The organism is Streptomyces sp. NPDC079167 (assembly GCF_040686735.1).
GTDB lineage: Bacteria > Actinomycetota > Actinomycetes > Streptomycetales > Streptomycetaceae > Streptomyces.
In genome coordinates, this window is sequence record NZ_JBFBLO010000007.1 from 225,356 (window position 1) to 246,248 (window position 20,893).

Sequence of the window (20,893 nt, forward strand, 5' to 3'; positions counted from 1 at the left end):
CCCTTCCGTCCCCTCCAGGCTCCCTTCCGTATGGCGCCGGATCGTCGTCGGCAGTGACGAAACGTGACTGCATCCTTCGATGTATCCGCGCCTCACCCCGGCTACGGACGTGGTGCGGGCCGGCGCCGTGTTGGATGAGGGAGTGTTCTCCCTTGCGCGCCCGCATCGCGACGACGTCCTGCTCGCGGTCACCGGGCTGTCCGGCGGTGTGATCCTGTGGCTGATCGGTGTCCACATCCAGAACGGCCGGCTCTTCGACGCCCCCTCGGTGTCCCTGCTGCCGCTCGTCGTGATGTCGGGCCTCGAACTGCTACGGCGCAGCGCCCCGCTCACCGCTCTGGCCGTCGGCACGCTGGCACTGGTGGCCGACCAGTTCACGGTGGGGAGCCTCGCGACCCTGCTGCTGTTCACGGACCTCGTGTACGCGGCGGTGCTGTACTCCACGCCCGCCGCCTCTCGTCGCATTCCGGTGATCACGTTGCTCGTCACGGTCGCCACCACGGTCGGCTTCACCGCCTGGGCGCCGTCGGCGGACGCCGTACTCATCGGGATCGTCGTCGGCATGGTCTCCTTCGGCCCTGCCCTCACCGGCGCCGCCGTGCGCAACCACCGGGACGCCGCCGAGGCGGCCCGGCTGCGCGCCGACCAGACCGCGCTGCTGGCGGAGATGGACCGGGCTCAGGCGGTGACCGCCGAGCGTTCACGGATGGCCCGGGAACTGCACGACATGGTCGCCAACCATCTCTCCGCCATCGCCATCCACTCCACCGCCGCGCTCTCCATCGACGATCCGGGCACCTCCCGCGAGGCCCTCGGGGTGATCCGGCAGAACAGTGTCGACGGGCTGGCCGAGATGCGGCGTCTGATCGGGCTGCTGAGGGAGAGCGGCGCGGCCGGGCCGCCGAGCGCGGCTCCGACCCTCGCCTCCCTGGACGTCCTCGTCGGCCAGGCGAGCGCGAACTCCGCGTCCAGTGGGCTCACCGTCACCCTGGACGACGTCCGCGAGGAGTCCGGGCCGCTGCCGGCACCGGTGGAGCTCGCGGCGTACCGCATCGTGCAGGAGTCGCTGACGAACGCGTTGAAGCATGCGGCACCCGGTCCGGTGGCGGTCCGGCTGGAGCGTTCGCGTGAGGTGCTGAGGGTCGAGGTGAGCAGCGTGCTGGGTGATCGGCCGGGGCCGCGCGCACCCGGTTCGGGGGCCGGTCTGGTGGGGATGCGGGAACGGGTGGCGCTGTTGGGCGGGAGTATCGAGGCCGGGCCGGAACCCCGGGGCGACGGAACGAAGATCTGGCTGGTGCGGGCCGAACTGCCCGTCGAGGAAAGGACGTACCGCTCATGACGATCCGGGTGCTGGTCGCGGAGGACCAGTCGGCGGTGCGCGCGGGGCTGGTGCTCATCCTCGGCAGCGCTCCGGACATCGAGGTGGCGGGCGAGGCGGCCGACGGGGAGGAGGCCGTGCGCCTGGCCCGTCAACTCCGGCCGGATCTGGTGCTGATGGACGTGCAGATGCCCCGGCTCGACGGGGTGTCCGCGACGCGGCAGGTCGTGGGTGAGGGGCTGGCGGACGTGCTGGTGCTGACCACCTTCGACCTGGACGAGTACGTCTTCGGCGCGCTGCGCGCCGGCGCGTCGGGCTTCCTGCTGAAGAACACCGACGCGAGGGACCTGCTCGACGCGGTGCGCACGGTGGCACGGGGCGAGGGGCTGATCGCCCCCGCCGTGACACGCCGCCTGATCGCGGAGTTCGCCGGGGCGGCGCCCGCGCGCACGGCCGATCCCGCGGTGCTGGACGCGCTGACCCGGCGGGAGCGCGAGGTGCTGGGCTGCCTCGGCGAGGGGCTGTCCAACGCCGAGATCGCGGGGCGGCTGTCGATGGCGGAGGCGACGGTGAAGACACACGTCAGCAGGCTGCTCGGCAAGCTGGAGCTGCGCAGCCGGGTCCAGGCGGCCGTACTAGCTCAGGAGTTGGGGCTCTGAGGAAGGTTCCGGAACTTTGGTCTGGACCTCTTGACGATTGGTCCAGACCTTCCTAATCTCACCGGACACACGCTGCGGTGAGTACGCCATGACAAAGCGGGCTCAGGGCGACGCAGGGTTTGACGGACCACCCCGATTGCCGGACCTCACCCGAGGAGCACCGTTGAGCACTGACAACCCCGTACGCCTCTCCCGACCCAGATGGAGACGCGCAGCCTCCGCCCCCGCCAGGTCGAGGACGGTCGCGGCTCTCACCGCACTCCTGCTCCCCCTCGCCGCGATGGTCGGCCTGGCCTCTCCGGCCGAGGCCGCCACCTCCGCCACCGCCACCTACGTCAAGAAGTCCGACTGGGGCAGTGGCTTCGAAGGCCAGTGGACGGTCAAGAACACCGGCACGACCGCCCTCTCCTCGTGGACGATCGAGTGGGACTTCCCCTCCGGCACCGCGGTCGGCTCCGCCTGGGACGCCGCCGTCACGAGCTCCGGAACCCACTGGACCGCCAAGAACCTCGGCTGGAACGGCACGGTCGCCCCCGGCGCCAGCATCAGCTTCGGCTTCAACGGCACCGGCACCGGCTCCCCCACCGGCTGCAAGCTGAACGGCGCCTCCTGTGACGGCGGCAGCGTCCCCGGCGACAACGCCCCGTCCAAGCCCGGCACCCCCACCGCGAGCGGCATCACCGACACGTCGGCGAAGCTCAGCTGGGCCGCCGCCACCGACGACAAGGGCATCAAGAACTACGACGTCCTGCGCGACGGCGCCAAGGTCGCCACGGTGACCACGACGACGTACACCGACACCGGCCTCACCAAGGGCACCGACTACTCGTACACGGTGCAGGCCCGTGACACCGCCGACCAGACCGGCCCGGTCAGCGCCTCGGTCGCCGTCCGCACCACCGGCACCACGGACCCGGGCCCCGGCCCGGGCGACAAGGTCAACCTCGGCTACTTCACCGAGTGGGGCGTCTACGGGCGCAACTACCACGTCAAGAACCTGGTGACCTCCGGCTCCGCCGAGAAGATCACACACATCAACTACGCGTTCGGCAACGTCCAGGGCGGCAAGTGCACCATCGGTGACGCCTACGCCGACTACGACAAGGCCTACACCGCCGACCAGTCGGTCGACGGCGTCGCCGACACCTGGGACCAGCCGTTGCGCGGCAACTTCAACCAGCTCCGCAAGCTGAAGGCCGAGTACCCGCACATCAAGATCCTCTGGTCCTTCGGAGGCTGGACCTGGTCCGGCGGCTTCGGTGCCGCGGCGCAGAACCCGGCCGCGTTCGCCCAGTCCTGCCACGACCTGGTGGAGGACCCCCGCTGGGCCGATGTCTTCGACGGCATCGACATCGACTGGGAGTACCCCAACGCCTGCGGTCTGACCTGCGACACCAGCGGCCCCGCCGCGCTGAAGAACCTCTCCTCGGCGCTGCGCACGGAATTCGGCTCGGACTACCTCGTCACCGCCGCCATCACCGCGGACGGTTCCGAGGGCGGCAAGATCGACGCCGCGGACTACGCCGGCGCCGCGCAGTCCTTCGACTGGTACAACGTGATGACGTACGACTTCTTCGGCGCCTGGGCGGCCAAGGGCCCGACGGCCCCGCACTCCCCGCTGAACTCGTACAGCGGCATCCCGCAGGAGGGCTTCAACTCCGCCGCCGCCATCGCCAAGCTGAAGGCCAAGGGCGTCCCGGCGAAGAAACTGCTGCTGGGCATCGGCTTCTACGGACGCGGCTGGACCGGCGTCACACAGGCGGCACCCGGTGGCACGGCGACTGGGGCGGCCCCGGGTACGTACGAGGCGGGCATCGAGGACTACAAGGTCCTGAAGAACAGCTGCCCGGCCACCGGCACGATCGCCGGTACGGCGTACGCCCACTGCGGCACCAACTGGTGGAGCTACGACACCCCGGCGACGATCACGTCCAAGATGGCCTGGGCGAACAGCCAGGGTCTGGGCGGGGCGTTCTTCTGGGAGTTCAGCGGCGACACCGCGAACGGTGAGCTCGTGAGCGCGATGGACAACGGCCTCAACTAACCCCTACGAGGCAGTCGCACCCCCCCGAAAAAGCGCCGGGGAGACAGGTCCGCCCCCTGTCTCCCCGGTTTTCGCATGCCCTCAGGCGACCTTCCACCTAAGCCACATTGACCCTCCCCCAGACTTCGCCCGGGGGCGCCCCAAACCAGCGAGAACCCTCTGACTAAGCCACATTGACCCTCCCCCAGACTTCGTCCGGGGGCGCCCCCAACCAGCGAGAACCCTTTGACTAAGCCACATTGACTCGCTGGCCGGGCGGGGCCGCCTCCAGCCAGGCGAGGAAGCCCGTCAGGGCGTCCTCGCTCATCGCCAGCTCCAGGCGCGTCCCCCGGTGGAGACAGCCGAGCACGACGGAATCGGACAGGAGTGCCAGCTCCTCCTCGCCCTCGGGCAGCCGGCGCGCGACCACCTCGATGGCGGAGCGCTCGAGACCGCGGCGCGGACGGGGCGAGTAGGAGAAGACCCGGAACCAGTCGACACGGTCACCGCTGTAGCGGGCGACCCCGTAGACCCAGCCCTTGCCGGACGGATCCGGCTCCTCGGACACGTCCCAGCGCAGGCTGCAGTCGAAGGTTCCGCCGGAGCGCTGGATCAGCCGCCTGCGGAGGCCGAAGACGAACAGACCCACCGCGACCAGTACGACGACCAGACCGCCAACCCACAGAGCGAGGACCATCTCCACCGACCTCCTCGCATCGTCGAGTAACGGATACCGAAACCGGCCGAACCGGACTGCACCTGCATCGCCTCAGCCGCGACACGGTCTGGATCTCTCCAGCTCGGGCCGCGGCTGAGTCAAAAACTCCTCGTGGGGACGCTCAGTGCGCCGCCACCGCACGCAGTCGCACGTCCGCGCGGCGCTCGGCACCGGCGTCCGTCTCCGACTTCGCGCGCTCCAGCGCACGCTCGGCGCGCTGGACGTCGATCTCGTCAGCAAGCTCGGCGATCTCCGCCAGCAACGAGAGCTTGTTGTCCGCGAACGAGATGAAACCGCCGTGCACAGCGGCGACAACAGTCGCGCCGTCGCTCGTACGGATCGTCACGGGGCCCGATTCCAGCACACCCAGGAGCGGCTGGTGACCGGGCATGACGCCGATGTCGCCGGACGTGGTACGTGCGACAACGAGGGTGGCCTCGCCGGACCAGACACTGCGGTCCGCGGCGACCAGCTCGACATGCAGCTCAGCAGCCAAGGGTGGCTCCTCGGGTCACCACCCGGCGGTCGTGCCGGGTGTCGGTTCAATTCTACGGGGCGTGGTGAGGGGGGCGGGACACACCCACCCCCCTCGGTGAGCCGGAGGCTCAGGAGACGCCGAGCTCCTTGGCGTTGGCCTTGAGGTCCTCGATGCCACCGCACATGAAGAACGCCTGCTCGGGGAAGTGGTCGTACTCCCCGTCACAGATCGCGTTGAACGCGGCGATCGACTCGTCGAGCGGCACGTCCGAACCGTCCAGGCCGGTGAACTGCTTGGCGGCGTGGGTGTTCTGCGACAGGAAGCGCTCGACGCGACGGGCACGGTGGACGACGAGCTTGTCCTCCTCGCCCAGCTCGTCGATACCGAGGATCGCGATGATGTCCTGGAGGTCCTTGTACTTCTGCAGGATCCCCTTGACGCGGCTGGCCGTGTCGTAGTGGTCCTGCGCGATGTAGCGCGGGTCCAGGATGCGGGACGTGGAGTCCAGCGGGTCCACGGCCGGGTAGATGCCCTTCTCGGAGATCGGACGGGAGAGAACCGTCGTCGCGTCGAGGTGGGCGAACGTGGTGGCCGGGGCCGGGTCGGTCAGGTCGTCCGCGGGGACGTAGATCGCCTGCATCGAGGTGATCGAGTGACCACGCGTCGAGGTGATGCGCTCCTGGAGCACACCCATCTCGTCGGCCAGGGTCGGCTGGTAACCCACCGCGGACGGCATGCGGCCGAGCAGCGTGGAGACCTCGGAGCCGGCCTGCGTGAAGCGGAAGATGTTGTCGATGAAGAGCAGCACGTCCTGCTTCTGCACATCGCGGAAGTACTCCGCCATGGTCAGGGCGGACAGCGCGACCCGCAGACGGGTGCCCGGCGGCTCGTCCATCTGGCCGAAGACCAGCGCGGTCTTCTCCAGGACGCCCGAGTCGGTCATCTCGTCGATGAGGTCGTTGCCCTCACGGGTGCGCTCGCCGACACCGGCGAACACCGACACACCGTCGTGCAGCTTCGCCACACGCATGATCATTTCCTGGATGAGGACCGTCTTGCCGACGCCCGCACCACCGAACAGACCGATCTTGCCGCCCTTGACGTACGGGGTCAGCAGGTCGACGACCTTCAGGCCGGTCTCGAACATCTCGGTCTTGGACTCGAGCTGGTCGAAGGCCGGGGCCTTGCGGTGGATCGGCCAGCGCTCGGTGATCTGCGCCTCGGCCTCCGGCTCGTTCAGGATCTGGCCGAGGGTGTTGAACACCTTGCCCTTGGTGATGTCACCGACGGGGACGGTGATGCCCTCGCCCGTGTCGGTCACCGGGGCCTGGCGGACCACACCGTCGGTCGGCTGCATCGAGATCGCGCGGACCATGCCGTCACCCAGGTGCTGGGCGACTTCCAGGGTCAGCGTCTTACGAGCGCCGGCCTCGGCCGGGTCGTCGACATCGATGTGCAGGGCGTTGTAGATCTCCGGCATCGCGTCGACGGGGAACTCCACGTCGACGACCGGGCCGATGACCCGGGCGACGCGGCCCGTGGCAGCGGCCGTCTCAACTGTCGTCGTCATTACTTGTCACTCCCCGCGGACGCGTCGGCCAGCGCACCTGCACCGCCGACGATCTCGCTGATTTCCTGGGTGATTTCGGCCTGGCGGGCCGCGTTGGCAAGCCGGGAGAGGCTCTTGATCAGATCCCCGGCGTTGTCGGTCGCCGACTTCATCGCACGGCGGCGGGCAGCGTGCTCGGAAGCAGCGGCCTGCAGCAGTGCGTTGTAGATACGGCTCTCGACGTAGCGCGGCAGAAGGGCGTCGAGGACGTCCTCCGCCGACGGCTCGAAGTCGAACAGCGGAAGGATCTCGCCCTTACCCGTGTTCTCCTCCGCGACCTGGTCGAGCGAGAGCGGCAGCATCCGGCCGTCGACCGCGTTCTGCGTCATCATCGACACGAACTCCGTGAAGACGATGTGCAGCTCGTCGACGCCGCCCTCGGCCGTGTCCTTCTGGATGGACTCGATCAGGGGCGCGGCGATCTTCTTGGCATCCGAGTACTCGGGGCTGTCGGTGAAGCCGGTCCACGACTCCGAGACCTTGCGCTCGCGGAAGCCGTAGTACGCGACACCCTTGCGGCCGACGATGTACGTGTCGACCTCCTTGCCCTCGGCCGCCAGCCGCTCCCTCAGCCGCTCCGCCGCCTTGATGGCGTTGGAGGAGTAGCCGCCGGCCAGACCGCGGTCGCTCGTGAGGAGCAGGACCGCCGCCCGGGCCGGAGCCTCGGCCTCGGTGGTGAGCGGATGGTTGGTGTTCGAGCCGGTCGCCACCGCGGTCACCGCACGGGTGAGCTCGGTCGCGTACGGCATCGACGCCGCCACCTTGCGCTGCGCCTTGACGATGCGCGAGGCGGCGATCATCTCCATCGCCTTGGTGATCTTCTTGGTCGCGGTGACGGCTTGGATGCGGCGCTTGTAAACGCGAAGCTGAGCGCCCATCGATCAGCCCTCGCCCAGGAGCTTGCCGTCCGAGGTCTCGAACTGCTGCTTGAAGGCGGCGATCGCGTCGGCGATCGACTGCAGCGTGTCGTCGGACATCTTGCCGCCCTCGGCGATGCTGGTCAGGAGGTCCTTGCGCTCGCGGCGCAGGAACTCCAGCAGCTCGCTCTCGAAGCGGCGGATGTCCTCGACCGGGACGTCGTCCATCTTGCCCGTGGTGCCGGCCCAGACGGAGACGACCTGCTCCTCCATCGGGAACGGGGCGTACTGCGGCTGCTTCAGCAGCTCGACCATGCGCTTACCGCGCTCCAGCGATGCCTTGGAGGCCGCGTCCAGGTCGGAACCGAAGGCGGCGAACGCCTCCAGCTCACGGAACTGGGCGAGGTCCACACGGAGACGGCCGGAGACCTGCTTCATGGCCTTGTGCTGGGCGGAGCCACCGACTCGGGAGACCGAGATACCGACGTTGAGCGCCGGACGCTGACCCGCGTTGAACAGGTCGGACTCCAGGAAGCACTGGCCGTCGGTGATGGAGATGACGTTGGTCGGGATGAACGCCGACACGTCGTTCGCCTTGGTCTCGACGATCGGGAGACCCGTCATCGAACCGGCGCCCATGTCGTCGGAGAGCTTGGCGCAGCGCTCCAGCAGACGCGAGTGCAGGTAGAAGACGTCGCCCGGGTAGGCCTCACGGCCCGGCGGACGGCGCAGCAGAAGCGACACGGCGCGGTAGGCGTCGGCCTGCTTCGACAGGTCGTCGAAGATGATGAGGACGTGCTTGCCGTCGTACATCCAGTGCTGGCCGATGGCCGAGCCGGTGTACGGCGCCAGGTACTTGAAGCCGGCCGGGTCGGACGCCGGGGCGGCGACGATGGTCGTGTACTCCAGGGCGCCGGCCTCTTCGAGGGCACCGCGCACGGAGGCGATGGTGGAGCCCTTCTGACCGATGGCGACGTAGATGCAGCGCACCTGCTTGTTCACGTCGCCCGAGCGCCAGTTGTCGCGCTGGTTGATGATCGTGTCGACGGCCAGAGCGGTCTTACCCGTCTGACGGTCGCCGATGATCAGCTGACGCTGGCCACGGCCGATCGGCACCATGGCGTCGACGGCCTTGTAGCCGGTCTGCATCGGCTCGTGCACCGACTTGCGGACCATGACGCCAGGGGCCTGCAGCTCGAGGGCGCGACGTCCTTCGGTCGCGATCTCGCCGAGACCGTCGATCGGGTTGCCGAGCGGGTCGACGACGCGGCCGAGGTAACCCTCGCCGACGCCGACGGAGAGCACCTCACCGGTGCGCTGCACCGGCTGGCCCTCCTCGATTCCGCTGAACTCGCCGAGGACGATCGCACCGATCTCGCGCTCCTCGAGGTTGAGGGCGAGACCGAGGGTGCCGTCCTCGAACTTCAGCAGCTCGTTCGCCATGGCGGAGGGCAGGCCCTCCACCTTCGCGATGCCGTCGCCGGCAACGCTGACCGTCCCGACCTCCTCGCGCGAGGCCGCGTCCGGCTGGTACGACTGGACAAAGTTATCCAGTGCGTCCCGGATCTCCTCCGGCCGGATCGTAAGCTCCGCCATCTGGGGTTCCCTGCTCTCCTTGTTGGGCCCGAAGTTTCTCAAAGGGGTCTGGGGGCGACCCCCAGGAATCTTCTGCAATTTCTGCACGGCCCAACCGGGCCGCAATTCTTGCTCGTTCAGTTGGTGCGTGGGCGCTGCGCGCTGTCAGCCGGCCATCCTGCGGGTGACCTCTTCGAGGCGCTCCGCGATCGTGCCGTTGATGACCTCGTCACCGACGCGCACCGAGATCCCGCCGAGGACCGCGGGGTCCACGTCCAGGTTCAGGTGCATCTGCCGGCCGTAGATCTTCGCCAGGGCGGCGCCGAGGCGCTGCTTCTGGCGATCGGACAGCGGCACCGCCGAGGTGACGACGGCGACCATGCGGTCCCGGCGCTCCGCGGCGAGCCTGGACAGGGACTCGAGTCCCGCTTCCAGGCTACGTCCTCGGGGCTGCGTCACGAGGCGCGTGATCACGCGCTCGGTGACGGGCTGGGCCTTGCCGCCGAGCAGGCTGCGGAGCAGCTCGCTCTTGGCGGAGGCCGTGGCCTTCCGGTCGGTCAGCGCGGAGCGCAGCGCGACGTCGGAGGCGACGATCCGGCCGAACCGGAAGAGCTCGTCCTCGACGTCGTCGAGCGCACCGGAGCGCTGGGCCGCGGTGAGGTCCGCCGTGTTCGCCAGTTCCTCGACCGAGTCCACCAGGTCACGCGACTGCGACCAGCGGGAGCGGACCATGCCGGAGACCAGGTCCACGGCTTCGCCGCCCACCTGACCGCGCAGCAGTCGTCCGGCCAGCTCGGCCTTGGCCTCGCCGCCCTGCGACGGGTCGGTGAGGACCCGGCGCAGCGATACCTCGCGGTGGAGCAGCGCGGTGACGGCTGCCAGCTCCTCACCGAGCTTCGCCGCGTCGACCGACGTGGAGTCGGTCAGTGCGTCGAGACGCTCGCGTGCGGAGGCCAGCGCCTCGCGGCTCGCTCCGTTCATCGGACGGCCTCGGCCTTCGCCTCGAGCTCGTCGAGGAAACGGTCGACGGTGCCGCTCTGCCGGGCGTGGTCCTCGAGGGACTCGCCGACGAGCTTGCCGGCCAGGGCGGTGGCGAGGGTGCCCACGTCCTGACGCAGCGCGGACGCCGCGGACTTGCGGTCGGCCTCGATCTGGGCGTGGCCGGCCGCGATGATCTCCTCGCGCTGCCGCTGACCCTCCGCCCTCATCTCCTGGATGATGACGGCACCCTGCTCCTGCGCCTCCTGGCGCAGACGGGCGGCCTCGTGGCGGGCCTCGGCGAGCTGAGCCTTGTACTGCTCAAGAACGCTCTGGGCCTCGGTCTGGGCCGCGTCGGCCTTCTCGATCCCGCCTTCGATCGCCTCGCGGCGCTCTTCCAGAACCTTCTCGATGTTCGGGAGGAGCTTCTTGGCGAGGAAACCGAAGACGATGACAAAGGCGATCAGGCCGATGACGATCTCGGGGATCGCCGGGAGCAGCGGGTTCTGGATCTCTTCCTCGGCCGCCAGCTGTAGGGCGTTCACATCAATGCCTTTCGTCGCATCGGGCAGTCGGAATGCCGCGACTTAGTCGACCGGGTAGACGAAGGGCATGACGAGACCGATCAGGGCGAGCGCCTCACAGAGGACGAAGCCGAGGATCTGGTTCGAACGGATCAGGCCGGCAGCTTCGGGCTGGCGGGCCAGCGCCTGGGTGCCGTTACCGAAGATGATGCCGACGCCGACGCCGGGGCCGATCGCGGCGAGGCCGTAGCCGATGGAACCGAGGTTGCCCGTGATGTTGACGGCGGCGAGGGTCTCAAGAGCGGACATGCCGTTTCTTCCTTCTCTTTCAGAACCGGTGGGGGTTGGCCACCGGACGACTATCGGGGGTGGTGCTGGACTGCTCAGTGCTCCTTGGCGAGAGCACCCTGAATGTAGTTGCAGGCCAGAAGGACGAACACGTAGGCCTGCAGCGCCTGGATGAACAGCTCGAAGGCGGTCATCAGGATGGTCATCACGAACGACACACCGGCGTAGGCGATGCCGATGCCGTTCAGCAGGTACCAGCTGGCGATGGTGAAGATCAGCAGCAGCACGTGGCCGGCGAACATGTTGGCGAACAGTCGCACCGCGTGAGTGAACGGCCGGATCAGCAGGTTCGACATGATCTCGATGAGCATGACGAAGGGAAGAGCCGGGCCGATCGACGGGTCGTAGCCGGAGATGTTCTTCCAGCCGCCGACGAAGCCGTGCCGCTTGAAGGTCAGGCTGACCCACAGGATGTAGACGATCGCGGCCAGCGCCACCGGGAACCCGATGACCGAGACCACCGGGAACTGGGCGAGGGGAATGATCGCCCAGAGGTTCATGATCCAGATGAAGAAGAACAGCGAGACCATGAGGGGTACGTACTTCTTGCCCTCACGCTTGCCGAGCGTCTCGTACACCACACCGGTGCGGATGAAGTCGTAACCCGCCTCGGCGACCATCTGGAGCTTTCCGGGCACCAGCTTCGGCTTGTTGAAAGCCGCCCAGAAGAAGCCGACGACGACAACGGTGCTCAGGACCGCCAGCAGCATCGGCTTGTTGATCTCGATGCCGCCAACGGTGAACATCGGCTCGAAAACAAAGGAGTGCAGGCCAGGAGCCGGGAAGCCGCATCCGTCGAAGATGTGGCAGTCGGTCTCGAAGGCGAGCACCGTCGTCGGGTCAGCACTCACCGCGGGCTCCTTCAGCGTGGCGCATAGGTACGGCAACCTCGTTGTGTCGGCGCGGCAAGCAGCCGCTGGTCGGCACTGGACTGGTGTTACGGATGGGGGGCGGCTCAGGCATTACGCCTCGCGATGGAGCAGGCGCCGATTTTGATGCCCGCGCCCGCAGTGCCGCAGTTGGCACCGGACGATAGCAGGGTCTCGAACGCGCGCTTATCCCGGCCCTACCCCTCACGTCGAAGACCCCATGTTCTCGGGCGTCTTGCCCGCGGACGAGTCCGGCTCGACGTAAAGGATCTTGGTCTTCATGTGCACACGGATCTGCGCCGCGACCCACACGAGCGTCGCGGCCATCAGCGAGGCCGCGAAAGCCCTCGGGTTGAACAGCGTCGTGTTCTGGAAGGCGGCGACGAAGACGAAGAGCAGCAGCAGTTCGACCGTGTAGAGCACCAGGCCCATGGCCTGGAACAGATGCGGCATGGACTTCGCCGTGCGCTGCAGGACACCGAGTCCGATCCCCATGAAGAGGATCACCACCAGCGTCCCGACCGCAGCGCCGATCGCTCCCTTGCCGCCGGCGAGCGCAGCGCTGACGGCGACGGCGACAACACCGGCGGCAGCAGTGGGCACGGCGGTGTGGAGGAGAGTCCGGGCGTCGTTGGACGGCATGGCGGTTACTCCGCGTTGCAGGGGGTGGTCAGTGGTCGTCAGGGACGAGCGTAGGCCCGGTCCGAGTCGATGCTTCGGGTCGAAGGACCGTGCTTACCCAGGTCCTTCGGCCCCCTCACCGGGCTTCGTGAACGGTATCACAAACTATTTGATGAGGTCTTTACTCAGAAAGTGTGCCAGCTGTCACACATGAGGGTTACTTCGCGCGTGTGTGCAGAACATCACGGCGCATTGTCTGGTATTGGGGTTTCTGCGTCGGCGATGTCAACGCGGTGAGTTGGCCCGGTCCCGATCCGTGAAGCGCGAACGGGGGCCGATCGCGGTCGCTCCGTTGACGCCGGAGACACCCACGGACACGGAGGCCCGCTCCTGCTCCGGGGAGGCCATGTGCGAGCTCCCCGCCTCGTGTTGGGCGCCGGGGGCGCCGTCGGGCTCCCCCTCGCCGTCGTGCCGGCGACGACGCCGGTAGCGCGGCGGCACGAAGGACTCGGCCCAGTGCGGTGCCCGCGGGGTGAAGCGCGGCATGAGCAGCAGGACCAGGCCGACGGCGCTGAGGCCCACGATGACCAGAACGATCCAGAGCGAGGTGGAGTGCACGGAGTAACCGACCGCGCCGAAGGCGATCAGCGCCGACCAGAAGTACATGATCAGCACGGAACGGCTGTGCGAGTGCCCGATCTCCAGCAGCCGGTGGTGCAGGTGGCCCCGGTCGGCCGCGAACGGCGACTGGCCGTTCCAGGTGCGGCGCACGATCGCGAGGATCAGGTCGGCCGCCGGGATCGCGATGATCGTGAGCGGCAGCAGCAGCGGGATGAAGACCGGCAGCATCGCGTGGGTCGCCCCGCGTTCGCCCCCCACGAAGATACCGAGCCGGTCCGGGTCAACCTGTCCGGTAATCGAGATCGCACCGGCGGCCAGCACCAGGCCGATGAGCATCGAGCCCGAGTCCCCCATGAAGATTCTCGCGGGATGCATGTTGTGGGGCAGGAAGCCGAGGCACATGCCCATGAGGATCGACGCGAAGAGCGTCGCGGGCGCGGCTTCCTCGATCCCATATCCGTACCAGAGGCGGTAAGCGTAGATAAAGAACGCCGCCGTGGCGATGCAGACCATCCCGGCCGCCAGGCCGTCCAGGCCGTCCACGAAGTTGACCGCGTTGATGGTGATCACGACCAGGGCGACCGTGAGCAGGGTGCCCTGCCACTGGGTCAACGCGACGGTGCCGACGCCGGGGATGGGCAGCCACAGGATCGTCAGACCCTGGATGACCATGACCGCGGCGGCGATCATCTGTCCGCCGAGCTTGATCAGTGCGTCGAGCTCGAACTTGTCGTCCAGGACGCCGATCAGCCAGATCAGGGCGGCTCCGGAGAGCAGCGCCCTGGGTTCGTTGGAGAGTTCGAAGACACCGTTCAGGTTGAACAGGTGGTCCGCGACGATCAGTCCCGCGCACAGTCCGCCGAACATGGCGATGCCACCGAGCCGAGGTGTCGGTTCCCGGTGTACGTCACGCGCCCGGATCGCGGGCATCGCCCCGATCGCGATGGCGAACTTCCGCACCGGCCCGGTCAGCAGATAGGTAACCGCTGCCGTGACACAGAGCGTCAGCAGGTAATCACGCACGGGCTGCCCCAGAAAATTCGCCGGCCATCTCAGCCCCACACCCTAGTCTCCTGGGCAAGGACGCCGAGCCACGGGTTGTCGGTTGCACATACCTGGTTCACACCGCCTACCCCGGATACGGCGGATTGCGCTCGGCGAGCCCGCGGACCTCGGCCCGCAGGAGCCCCGGGGCGCTCTCCTCGCGCACGGCCGCGCCGAAGAGCTCGGCGATCCGCGCCATGTCGTCCTCGTCCATTCCCTGGGTGGTGACGGCCGCGGTGCCGAGCCGGATCCCGCGCGCGTCCCCGTACGGCAGGGCGCAGGTGTCCAGGACCATCCCGGCGGCCATGAGCCGCTCGCGGGCGGTGCGGCCGTCGACGCCCAGCGGGCCGGGGTCGGCGACGACGATGTGGGTGTCCGTACCGCCCGTGGTGACCTCGAAACCCTCGGACTCCAGGGCGGCCGCCAGGACACGGGCGTGGGCGACGACCCGGTGGGCGTACACCGCGTACGCCGGGGTGGCCGCCTCCCCGAACGCGACGGCCTTCGCCGCGACGGTGTGCATCTGGGCGCCGCCCTGGGTGAACGGGAACACCGCGCGGTCGATCCGCTCCGAGAGCTCGACGCCGCACAGGATCATGCCGCCGCGCGGGCCGCGCAGCACCTTGTGCGTCGTCGCGCACACCACGTCCGCGTACGGCACCGGGCTGGGCGCCGCTCCCCCGGCGATCAGTCCCATCGGGTGGGCGGCGTCCGCGATCAGATAGGCGCCCACCTCGTCGGCGATGTCCCGGAACTGCTCGTAGTCGGGGTGCCGGGGGTAGGAGATCGACCCGCAGACGATCGCCTTGGGGCGCCGGGCGCGGGCCAGGGCGCGCACCTGCGTGTAGTCGATGAGCCCGGTGTCCGGGTCGACGCCGTAACCGGCGAACCGGAACCAGCGTCCGGAGAAGTTGCCCGGAGCGCCGTGGGTGAGATGTCCGCCGTACGGGAGACCCATGGCCAGCACCGTGTCACCGGGGCGCAGCAGCGCGGCGTAGGCGGCGAGGACGGCCGACGATCCGGAGTGCGGCTGGACGTTGGCGTGCTCGGCGCCGAACAGCTCCGTCGCCCGCCGGACGGCGACGCGTTCCGCGGCGTCGGCCTGCTCGCAGCCGCCGTGGTGACGGGCCCCGGGGTAGCCCTCGGCGTACTTGTTGGCGAGCGGGGAGCCGAGGGCGGCGAGGACCGCGGGCGAGGTGAAGTTCTCGGCGGCGATGAGCTGGAGGGTGCTCGCCTGCCGCCCCGCCTCGGCCATCAGGACGGAGCCGATCTCCGGGTCCTGGCGGAGCAGGGCGCCGAAGTCCTGGGGCATGGCGGTGTCCGGCGTGGGCGCGGCCGCGCGTGCGGCGGGAGTGGTGACCGGCATCGGGGGCTCCGGGCCTGGAGGAGGGGGTGCGTGGCGTCAGATCCAATGTAGGCCCGCCCCGGGCCGCCTGCCCGCTGCCGGGCGCCCCTCTACGCCGGTCGGCGCACCCCGTGCGGGGCGCGCGGGCCGGCGGTGGTTCAGTGCGGGGCGCGCACCCCGGTGAGGGCCGTCATGACGGGGTCGAGGGCCTGGCTGATCTCGTCACCGATGGACCGGAAGAACGTGATGGGGGCGCCGTACGGGTCGTAGACCTCGTCGGCCTCCGCCGTGGGGGCCAGCAGCCAGCCGCGCAGGGCCGCCGCGGCGCGCACCAGCGCGCGGGCTCGCTCGACGACGCCCTCCTCACGGGCGTCCGGCAGCGTCGCGGGGTCTATGGCCCGCACCAGCCGGGTGAACTCCTTGAGGGTGAAGGTCCGCAGGCCCGCCGAGTGGCCCATGGAGATCACCTGGGCGCGGTGGTCACGGGTGGCGGTCAGCACCAGGTCGGCGCGGATCACGTGCTCGTCGAGAAGCTCGCGGCCGACGAAGCCGGTGGCGTCGGCGCCGAAGTCGGCGAGGACGACCTCGGCGTTGGCCTCCATGGGCGCGCCCTCGTGCCCCCAGGTGCCCGCGCTCTCCACGATGAGGCCGCCGCTGAGCGGGTCACCGAGGCGGTCCACGAGGGCATGCCGGGTCAGCCGCTCGGTGATGGGCGAGCGGCAGACGTTGCCGGTGCTGACGTGGAGGATGCGGAAGGTGTCGTGCCGCCCCGTTATGCCACGCCCCTCAGGGGCGGTCAATTGGCCACCTCGAGGTCGGGTACCACCTTGCGGAGTTCCTCGACCGAGAGCGCGCCCGCCCGCAGCAGCACGGGGATCTTGCCGGTGACGTCGACGATCGAGGACGGGACGATCCCGGGGGTGGGGCCGCCGTCGAGGTACACGGAGACGCTGTCGCCGAGCATCCCCTGCGCGGCGTCACAGTCCTCGGGCGAGGGGTGTCCGGTGAGGTTGGCGCTGGAGACGGCCATCGGGCCGACCTCCGTGAGGAGCTCGATGGCCACCGGGTGCAGGGGCATCCGGACGGCGACCGTGCCGCGGGTGTCGCCGAGGTCCCACTGGAGGGACGGCTGGTGCTTGGCGACGAGGGTGAGGGCGCCCGGCCAGAACGCGTCGACGAGCTCCCATGCCTGCTCGGAGAAGTCGGTGACCAGGCCGTGCAGGGTGTTCGGGGAGCCGATCAGGACAGGGGTCGGCATGTTGCGGCCGCGGCCCTTGGCGTCGAGCAGGTCGGCGACGCCCTCCGAGCTGAAGGCGTCCGCACCGATCCCGTACACGGTGTCGGTGGGCAGCACGACCAGTTCGCCGCGGCGGACGGCGGACGCGGCCTCACGCAGGCCGGTCGTACGGTCGGTCGCGTCGTTGCAGTCGTATCGCCGTGCCATCAGCCGGCCTCCTCGGACATGTGCGGGTCTGTCGGGTGGGGTTCTCGCGGTGCCGGTGTCCCGGTGGTCACGGCATGGCCTTGCGGGCCGTGGCGAACCGGGGCCGATTGTTCAGGTCGGGGTGGTCGGCCGCGTCGGCCCAGCCCCGCTCCTCGGTGAAGATCCACGGCACCTGGCCGCCCTGGGTGTCGGCGTGCTCGATGACGACGAGCCCGCCGGGGCGGAGCAGCCGGTGCGCGGTGCGCTCGATGCCGCGGATGGTGTCGAGGCCGTCCTCGCCGGAGAAGAGCGCCATCTGCGGGTCGTGGTCACGGGCCTCCGGCGCCACGTACTCCCACTCGGTGAGCGGGATGTACGGAGGGTTGGAGATGACCAGGTCGACCTGTCCGTCGAGCTCGGGAAGGGCGCTCAGAGCGTCTCCCCGGTGGACGGTGACCCTGGACCCCTCGGCGTTCTTCCGGGTCCACCTCAGGGCGTCCTCGGACAGCTCCACGCCGTGCACACGCGAGCGCGGCACCTCCTGCGCCATGGCGAGCGCGATGGCGCCCGACCCGGTGCAGAGGTCGACGATCAGCGGTTCGACGACGTCCATCGCGCGGACCGCGTCTATCGCCCAGCCGACCACCGACTCGGTCTCCGGGCGCGGGACGAAGACTCCGGGCCCGACCTGGAGCTCCAGGTAGCGGAAGAAGGCGCGGCCGGTGATGTGCTGGAGCGGCTCGCGGGCCTCGCGGCGGGCGATCGTCTCCCAGTAGCGGGCGTCGAAGTCGGCGTCCGGCACATGGTGCAGCTCGCCCCGCTTGACGCCGTGCACGAACGCGGCGAGTTCCTCCGCGTCGAATCGCGGTGAGGGGACACCGGCGTCGGCCAGCCGCTGGGTGGCCTGGGCCACCTCGGCGAGCAGCAGGTTCATCGCGGTTCTCCGTACGGGTTCACGAGCGGGGCGGGGCGGTCGTGCTCACTGCCTACGCGGCGGCGAGCTTGGCGGCGGAGTCGGCGTCGACGCACGCCTGGATGACGGCGTCGAGGTCACCGTCGAGCACCTGGTCCAAGTTGTACGCCTTGAAGCCGACGCGGTGGTCCGAGATCCGGTTTTCCGGGAAGTTGTACGTCCGGATCTTCTCGGAGCGGTCCACGGTGCGCACCTGGCTGCGGCGTACGTCGGAGGCTTCCTGCTCGGCGGCCTCCTGGGCGGCGGCCAGCAGCCGGGACCGCAGGATGCGCATGGCCTGCTCCTTGTTCTGGAGCTGGCTCTTCTCGTTCTGGCAGGAGGCGACGACACCGGTGGGCAGGTGCGTGATGCGGACGGCGGAGTCCGTGGTGTTGACGGACTGGCCGCCGGGGCCCGAGGAGCGGTAGACGTCGATGCGGAGGTCGTTGGCGTGGATCTCGACGTCGACCTCCTCCGCCTCGGGCGTGACGAGCACGCCGGCGGCGGAGGTGTGGATGCGGCCCTGGGACTCGGTGGAGGGCACGCGCTGCACGCGGTGCACGCCGCCCTCGTACTTCATCCGGGCCCAGACGCCCTGGCCGGGCTCGGTGGCGCCGTTGCCGCCCTTGGTCTTCACGGCGACCTGGACGTCCTTGTAGCCGCCGAGCTCGGACTCGGTGGAGTCGATGATCTCGGTCTTCCAGCCGATGCGCTCGGCGTAGCGCAGGTACATGCGCAGCAGATCGCCGGCGAAGAGGGCGGACTCGTCGCCGCCCGCGCCCGCCTTGATCTCCAGGAGAACGTCCTTGTCGTCGCTGGGGTCGCGCGGGACCAGGAGAAGGCGGAGCTTCTCGGTGATCTCCTCGCGCTGCTTCTCCAGGACCTTGACCTCGGCGGCGAAGTCCGGGTCGTCGGCGGCGAATTCGCGGGCGGTCCCGATGTCGTCGCCGGTCTGCTTCCAGGACCGGTAGGTGGAGACGATCGGGGTCAGCTCCGCGTAGCGCTTGCTGAGCTTGCGCGCGTTGGCCTGGTCGGCGTGGACCGACGGGTCGGCGAGCTTCTTCTCGAGATCGGCGTGCTCGCCGATCAGTTCCTCGACCGCCTCGAACATCTTCGGGCTCCTGGTTTCTGCGTCATACGTCTGCGGGCCTGCTGGACGGTGTGCCGCCGGGGAGCGCCCGGGAAGGCGCACCCGGCCGCACAGCCGGAAAAACGCCGGTCCCGGCGCCCGTTGGAGGGCGTCGGGAACCGGCGCAGTGGCTCGCTACTTGCTGGCGGAGCCGGCAGCCTTGCCGAAGCGGGCCTCGAAGCGGGCCACGCGGCCGCCGGTGTCGAGGATCTTCTGCTTGCCCGTGTAGAACGGGTGGCACTCGGAGCAGACGTCGGCACGGATCGCGCCGCCCTCAAGGGTGCTCCGGGTGGTGAACGACGCACCGCAGGTGCAGCTGACCTGCGTCTCGACGTACTCGGGGTGAATGTCGCGCTTCAAGGTGTCTCCTAGATTCGGGAGGGCTCCGGGTCGTTCGCGCGGATTGCGTGTCCGTGAACCGGGGCCGACGTACCAGTCTGCCAGGACCGGCCGTATCTCCCAAAACGAGGGTACGGCCGTGTGTATTCCCGTGCGTTCGGGGAACGTTCCGCGACCATATGGTGACGGCAGGTGCCGTTACCGTACGACCTTCCCGGCCCCGCCCTTGTCGCCGGCCGACTCCTCCGTGGCGGACGCGGGGATCGGCTCGTCCTGCTTGAGGGCCGCCCACACCTGCCGGTCGGCCTTCTCCTGGGGCAGCACCCGGTTCGGGTCCTCGGGGTCGTACTCCACGGGCAGGGTGACCATGTCGATGTTCTTCGAGCCGAGGCCCTTGAGCCCGTTGGCGAAGCCGGTGAGCTTCTTGACGGAGGCGAGCCGGGAGTCGGTGGTGACGGCCTTGGTCGCGGTGTCGGCGAGCCCGAAGAGCGTCTTCGGGTTCGAGAACACCCCGACGCTCTTCGCCTGGTCCATCAGCGCCTTGACGAAGGCCTGCTGGAGCTGGATGCGTCCCAGGTCGCTGCCGTCGCCGACGCTGTGGCGCGTACGGACGAGGCCGAGCGACTGCTCGCCGCTCAGGGTGTGGCGGCCGGGCTTCAGCGAGAGGTGGCTGTCGGGGTCGTCGATCGCCTGCGAGGTGGTGATGTCGACGCCGCCCAGCTCGTCGACGAGCTCCTTGAACCCGGTGAAGTCGACCTCGACGTAGTGGTCCATGCGGATGCCCGACATCGACTCGACGGTCTTCACCGCGCAGGCGGGTCCGCCGACCTGGTAGGCCGAGTTGAACATCGTCCCGTGCTCCGCGCCGACCTGTTCCCCGGTCGTGTCGCTCGTGCAGGCGGGACGGTCGACGAGGGTGTCCCGCGGGACCGAGACCACGCTCGCTGAGGTGTGCCCCTCGTTGACGTGGACGATCATCGCGGTGTCCGCACGCGCGGAGCCCTCGTCGGCGCCGTACTCGGCGTTGGCACCCGAACGGGAGTCCGATCCCAGCACCAGGATGTCCTGCGACCCGTTGTCCACGTCGTCGGGACGCTCGGCCCCCAGTGCGGCGTCGATGTCGACACCCTTCAGATTCCCGTTGAGCGTGTAGTAGGCGTAACCGAGCCCGGATCCTCCGACGGCCACCAGGGCGGCGGCGCCCCACAGCGCGATCCTCTTCGCCCGGCGGCCCGGGGACGGCTTCTTCCGGCGGCTGCCGGTGCCGCGTATTCGGCCGGCGCTCCTGCTCTGCTCGCTCATGCGGGTCCCTCTTTCGCTTCTCGCTCTTACCCCCTGCCGTGGTGCACGGGCGCGGTCCGGCGTCGCTCGGTGGGACGACGGAGCAGCCAGCAGCCTCGCACAGCGAGCTGAGGCCCCCGTCGGGCGACGGGGGCCTCGGAAGAAGCGGGTGCACGGACCTG

Annotated in this window: 21 protein-coding genes; 3 read left to right on the top strand and 18 right to left on the bottom strand. The window is 69.3% G+C overall.

All coding sequences use genetic code 11. The features are described from left to right. Positions 1 to 142 precede the first annotated feature (142 nt). The 3 genes from AB0P41_RS17250 (at position 143) to AB0P41_RS17260 (ending at position 4,021) form a co-directional block, all read left to right on the top strand. The gene (locus AB0P41_RS17250; protein ID WP_365932703.1) at positions 143 to 1,339 is read left to right on the top strand and encodes a histidine kinase; all 1,197 of its coding nucleotides are present in this window, start codon (positions 143 to 145) and stop codon (positions 1,337 to 1,339) included. Continuing rightward, positions 1,336 to 1,977 carry a response regulator transcription factor gene (locus AB0P41_RS17255; protein ID WP_365932705.1) on the top strand — a complete coding sequence of 214 codons (642 nt, stop codon included), beginning with the start codon at positions 1,336 to 1,338 and terminating at the stop codon, positions 1,975 to 1,977. Before AB0P41_RS17250 ends, AB0P41_RS17255 begins: the two co-directional genes overlap by 4 nt. 163 nt (positions 1,978 to 2,140) lie before the next feature. Next, the gene (locus AB0P41_RS17260; protein WP_356711596.1) at positions 2,141 to 4,021 is read left to right on the top strand and encodes a glycoside hydrolase family 18 chitinase; all 1,881 of its coding nucleotides are present in this window, start codon (positions 2,141 to 2,143) and stop codon (positions 4,019 to 4,021) included. Positions 4,022 to 4,250: 229 nt separating this feature from the next. On the opposite strand, the gene AB0P41_RS17265 is transcribed toward AB0P41_RS17260, so the two are convergent. From AB0P41_RS17265 to AB0P41_RS17350, 18 genes are all read right to left on the bottom strand, one after another. Next, complete coding sequence (locus tag AB0P41_RS17265; RefSeq protein WP_014154045.1) at positions 4,251 to 4,697, bottom strand: DUF2550 domain-containing protein; 447 nt, start codon at positions 4,695 to 4,697, stop codon at positions 4,251 to 4,253. A 142-nt stretch (positions 4,698 to 4,839) separates the two neighbouring features. Beyond that, positions 4,840 to 5,214 carry a F0F1 ATP synthase subunit epsilon gene (locus AB0P41_RS17270; RefSeq protein WP_104789137.1) on the bottom strand — a complete coding sequence of 125 codons (375 nt, stop codon included), beginning with the start codon at positions 5,212 to 5,214 and terminating at the stop codon, positions 4,840 to 4,842. Between the two features lie 109 nt (positions 5,215 to 5,323). Further along, on the bottom strand, positions 5,324 to 6,766 hold the full coding sequence (atpD, locus tag AB0P41_RS17275) for a F0F1 ATP synthase subunit beta (protein ID WP_356711599.1): 1,443 nt from the start codon (positions 6,764 to 6,766) through the stop codon (positions 5,324 to 5,326). Then, positions 6,766 to 7,683 carry a F0F1 ATP synthase subunit gamma gene (locus tag AB0P41_RS17280; protein WP_356711602.1) on the bottom strand — a complete coding sequence of 306 codons (918 nt, stop codon included), beginning with the start codon at positions 7,681 to 7,683 and terminating at the stop codon, positions 6,766 to 6,768. Before AB0P41_RS17280 ends, atpD begins: the two co-directional genes overlap by 1 nt. Before the next feature lie 3 nt (positions 7,684 to 7,686). Next, positions 7,687 to 9,258, bottom strand: a complete 1,572-nt coding sequence (atpA, locus tag AB0P41_RS17285; RefSeq protein ID WP_073745255.1) for a F0F1 ATP synthase subunit alpha — start codon at positions 9,256 to 9,258, stop codon at positions 7,687 to 7,689. Between the two features lie 144 nt (positions 9,259 to 9,402). Then, a complete protein-coding gene (locus AB0P41_RS17290; protein WP_356711604.1) occupies positions 9,403 to 10,218 on the bottom strand; it encodes a F0F1 ATP synthase subunit delta in 816 nt (271 codons plus the stop codon). Next, entirely contained in the window at positions 10,215 to 10,760 is a 546-nt protein-coding gene (locus tag AB0P41_RS17295) for a F0F1 ATP synthase subunit B (protein ID WP_356711606.1), read from the bottom strand. Before AB0P41_RS17295 ends, AB0P41_RS17290 begins: the two co-directional genes overlap by 4 nt. A gap of 42 nt (positions 10,761 to 10,802) precedes the next feature. Then, a complete protein-coding gene (gene atpE / locus AB0P41_RS17300; RefSeq protein ID WP_014048348.1) occupies positions 10,803 to 11,048 on the bottom strand; it encodes an ATP synthase F0 subunit C in 246 nt (81 codons plus the stop codon). A 74-nt stretch (positions 11,049 to 11,122) separates the two neighbouring features. Further along, positions 11,123 to 11,938, bottom strand: a complete 816-nt coding sequence (gene atpB / locus AB0P41_RS17305; protein WP_104789126.1) for a F0F1 ATP synthase subunit A — start codon at positions 11,936 to 11,938, stop codon at positions 11,123 to 11,125. Positions 11,939 to 12,160: 222 nt separating this feature from the next. Continuing rightward, positions 12,161 to 12,598 (bottom strand): hypothetical protein, encoded by a 438-nt coding sequence (locus AB0P41_RS17310; protein ID WP_356711608.1) that lies wholly within the window; start codon positions 12,596 to 12,598, stop codon positions 12,161 to 12,163. A gap of 264 nt (positions 12,599 to 12,862) precedes the next feature. Further along, positions 12,863 to 14,233, bottom strand: coding sequence for an MraY family glycosyltransferase (locus AB0P41_RS17315; RefSeq protein ID WP_365932843.1), 1,371 nt, complete (start codon positions 14,231 to 14,233; stop codon positions 12,863 to 12,865). Positions 14,234 to 14,327: 94 nt separating this feature from the next. Further along, positions 14,328 to 15,608: a serine hydroxymethyltransferase gene (gene glyA / locus AB0P41_RS17320; RefSeq protein ID WP_365932709.1), complete on the bottom strand. Its 1,281-nt coding sequence runs from the start codon at positions 15,606 to 15,608 to the stop codon at positions 14,328 to 14,330. Between the two features lie 137 nt (positions 15,609 to 15,745). Beyond that, positions 15,746 to 16,387: a protein-tyrosine-phosphatase gene (locus AB0P41_RS17325; protein ID WP_104789118.1), complete on the bottom strand. Its 642-nt coding sequence runs from the start codon at positions 16,385 to 16,387 to the stop codon at positions 15,746 to 15,748. Continuing rightward, positions 16,384 to 17,031 carry an L-threonylcarbamoyladenylate synthase gene (locus AB0P41_RS17330; protein WP_099174464.1) on the bottom strand — a complete coding sequence of 216 codons (648 nt, stop codon included), beginning with the start codon at positions 17,029 to 17,031 and terminating at the stop codon, positions 16,384 to 16,386. The genes AB0P41_RS17325 and AB0P41_RS17330 overlap by 4 nt, the downstream gene beginning before the upstream one ends. Before the next feature lie 67 nt (positions 17,032 to 17,098). Continuing rightward, complete coding sequence (gene prmC / locus AB0P41_RS17335) at positions 17,099 to 17,944, bottom strand: peptide chain release factor N(5)-glutamine methyltransferase (RefSeq protein ID WP_056794331.1); 846 nt, start codon at positions 17,942 to 17,944, stop codon at positions 17,099 to 17,101. A 52-nt stretch (positions 17,945 to 17,996) separates the two neighbouring features. Next, positions 17,997 to 19,073 (bottom strand): peptide chain release factor 1, encoded by a 1,077-nt coding sequence (gene prfA, locus AB0P41_RS17340; RefSeq protein ID WP_356711614.1) that lies wholly within the window; start codon positions 19,071 to 19,073, stop codon positions 17,997 to 17,999. Positions 19,074 to 19,226: 153 nt separating this feature from the next. Beyond that, entirely contained in the window at positions 19,227 to 19,451 is a 225-nt protein-coding gene (gene rpmE, locus AB0P41_RS17345) for a 50S ribosomal protein L31 (protein WP_099174467.1), read from the bottom strand. A gap of 177 nt (positions 19,452 to 19,628) precedes the next feature. Continuing rightward, a complete protein-coding gene (locus AB0P41_RS17350) occupies positions 19,629 to 20,732 on the bottom strand; it encodes an LCP family protein (RefSeq protein ID WP_356711616.1) in 1,104 nt (367 codons plus the stop codon). Between the last annotated feature and the right edge of the window lie 161 nt (positions 20,733 to 20,893).

What these genes read in the sequence shown, in the direction of transcription:
- AB0P41_RS17350 (WP_356711616.1), bottom strand. Translation starts at nt 20,732, where the DNA reads ATGAGCGAGCAGAGCAGGAGCGCCGGCCGAATACGCGGCACCGGCAGC.
- AB0P41_RS17330 (WP_099174464.1), bottom strand. Translation starts at nt 17,031, where the DNA reads ATGGCACGGCGATACGACTGCAACGACGCGACCGACCGTACGACCGGC.
- prfA (WP_356711614.1), bottom strand. Translation starts at nt 19,073, where the DNA reads ATGTTCGAGGCGGTCGAGGAACTGATCGGCGAGCACGCCGATCTCGAG.
- AB0P41_RS17280 (WP_356711602.1), bottom strand. Translation starts at nt 7,683, where the DNA reads ATGGGCGCTCAGCTTCGCGTTTACAAGCGCCGCATCCAAGCCGTCACC.
- atpD (WP_356711599.1), bottom strand. Translation starts at nt 6,766, where the DNA reads ATGACGACGACAGTTGAGACGGCCGCTGCCACGGGCCGCGTCGCCCGG.
- AB0P41_RS17255 (WP_365932705.1), top strand. Translation starts at nt 1,336, where the DNA reads ATGACGATCCGGGTGCTGGTCGCGGAGGACCAGTCGGCGGTGCGCGCG.
- atpA (WP_073745255.1), bottom strand. Translation starts at nt 9,258, where the DNA reads ATGGCGGAGCTTACGATCCGGCCGGAGGAGATCCGGGACGCACTGGAT.
- AB0P41_RS17290 (WP_356711604.1), bottom strand. Translation starts at nt 10,218, where the DNA reads ATGAACGGAGCGAGCCGCGAGGCGCTGGCCTCCGCACGCGAGCGTCTC.
- prmC (WP_056794331.1), bottom strand. Translation starts at nt 17,944, where the DNA reads ATGAACCTGCTGCTCGCCGAGGTGGCCCAGGCCACCCAGCGGCTGGCC.
- AB0P41_RS17265 (WP_014154045.1), bottom strand. Translation starts at nt 4,697, where the DNA reads ATGGTCCTCGCTCTGTGGGTTGGCGGTCTGGTCGTCGTACTGGTCGCG.
- AB0P41_RS17310 (WP_356711608.1), bottom strand. Translation starts at nt 12,598, where the DNA reads ATGCCGTCCAACGACGCCCGGACTCTCCTCCACACCGCCGTGCCCACT.
- glyA (WP_365932709.1), bottom strand. Translation starts at nt 15,608, where the DNA reads ATGCCGGTCACCACTCCCGCCGCACGCGCGGCCGCGCCCACGCCGGAC.
- atpE (WP_014048348.1), bottom strand. Translation starts at nt 11,048, where the DNA reads ATGTCCGCTCTTGAGACCCTCGCCGCCGTCAACATCACGGGCAACCTC.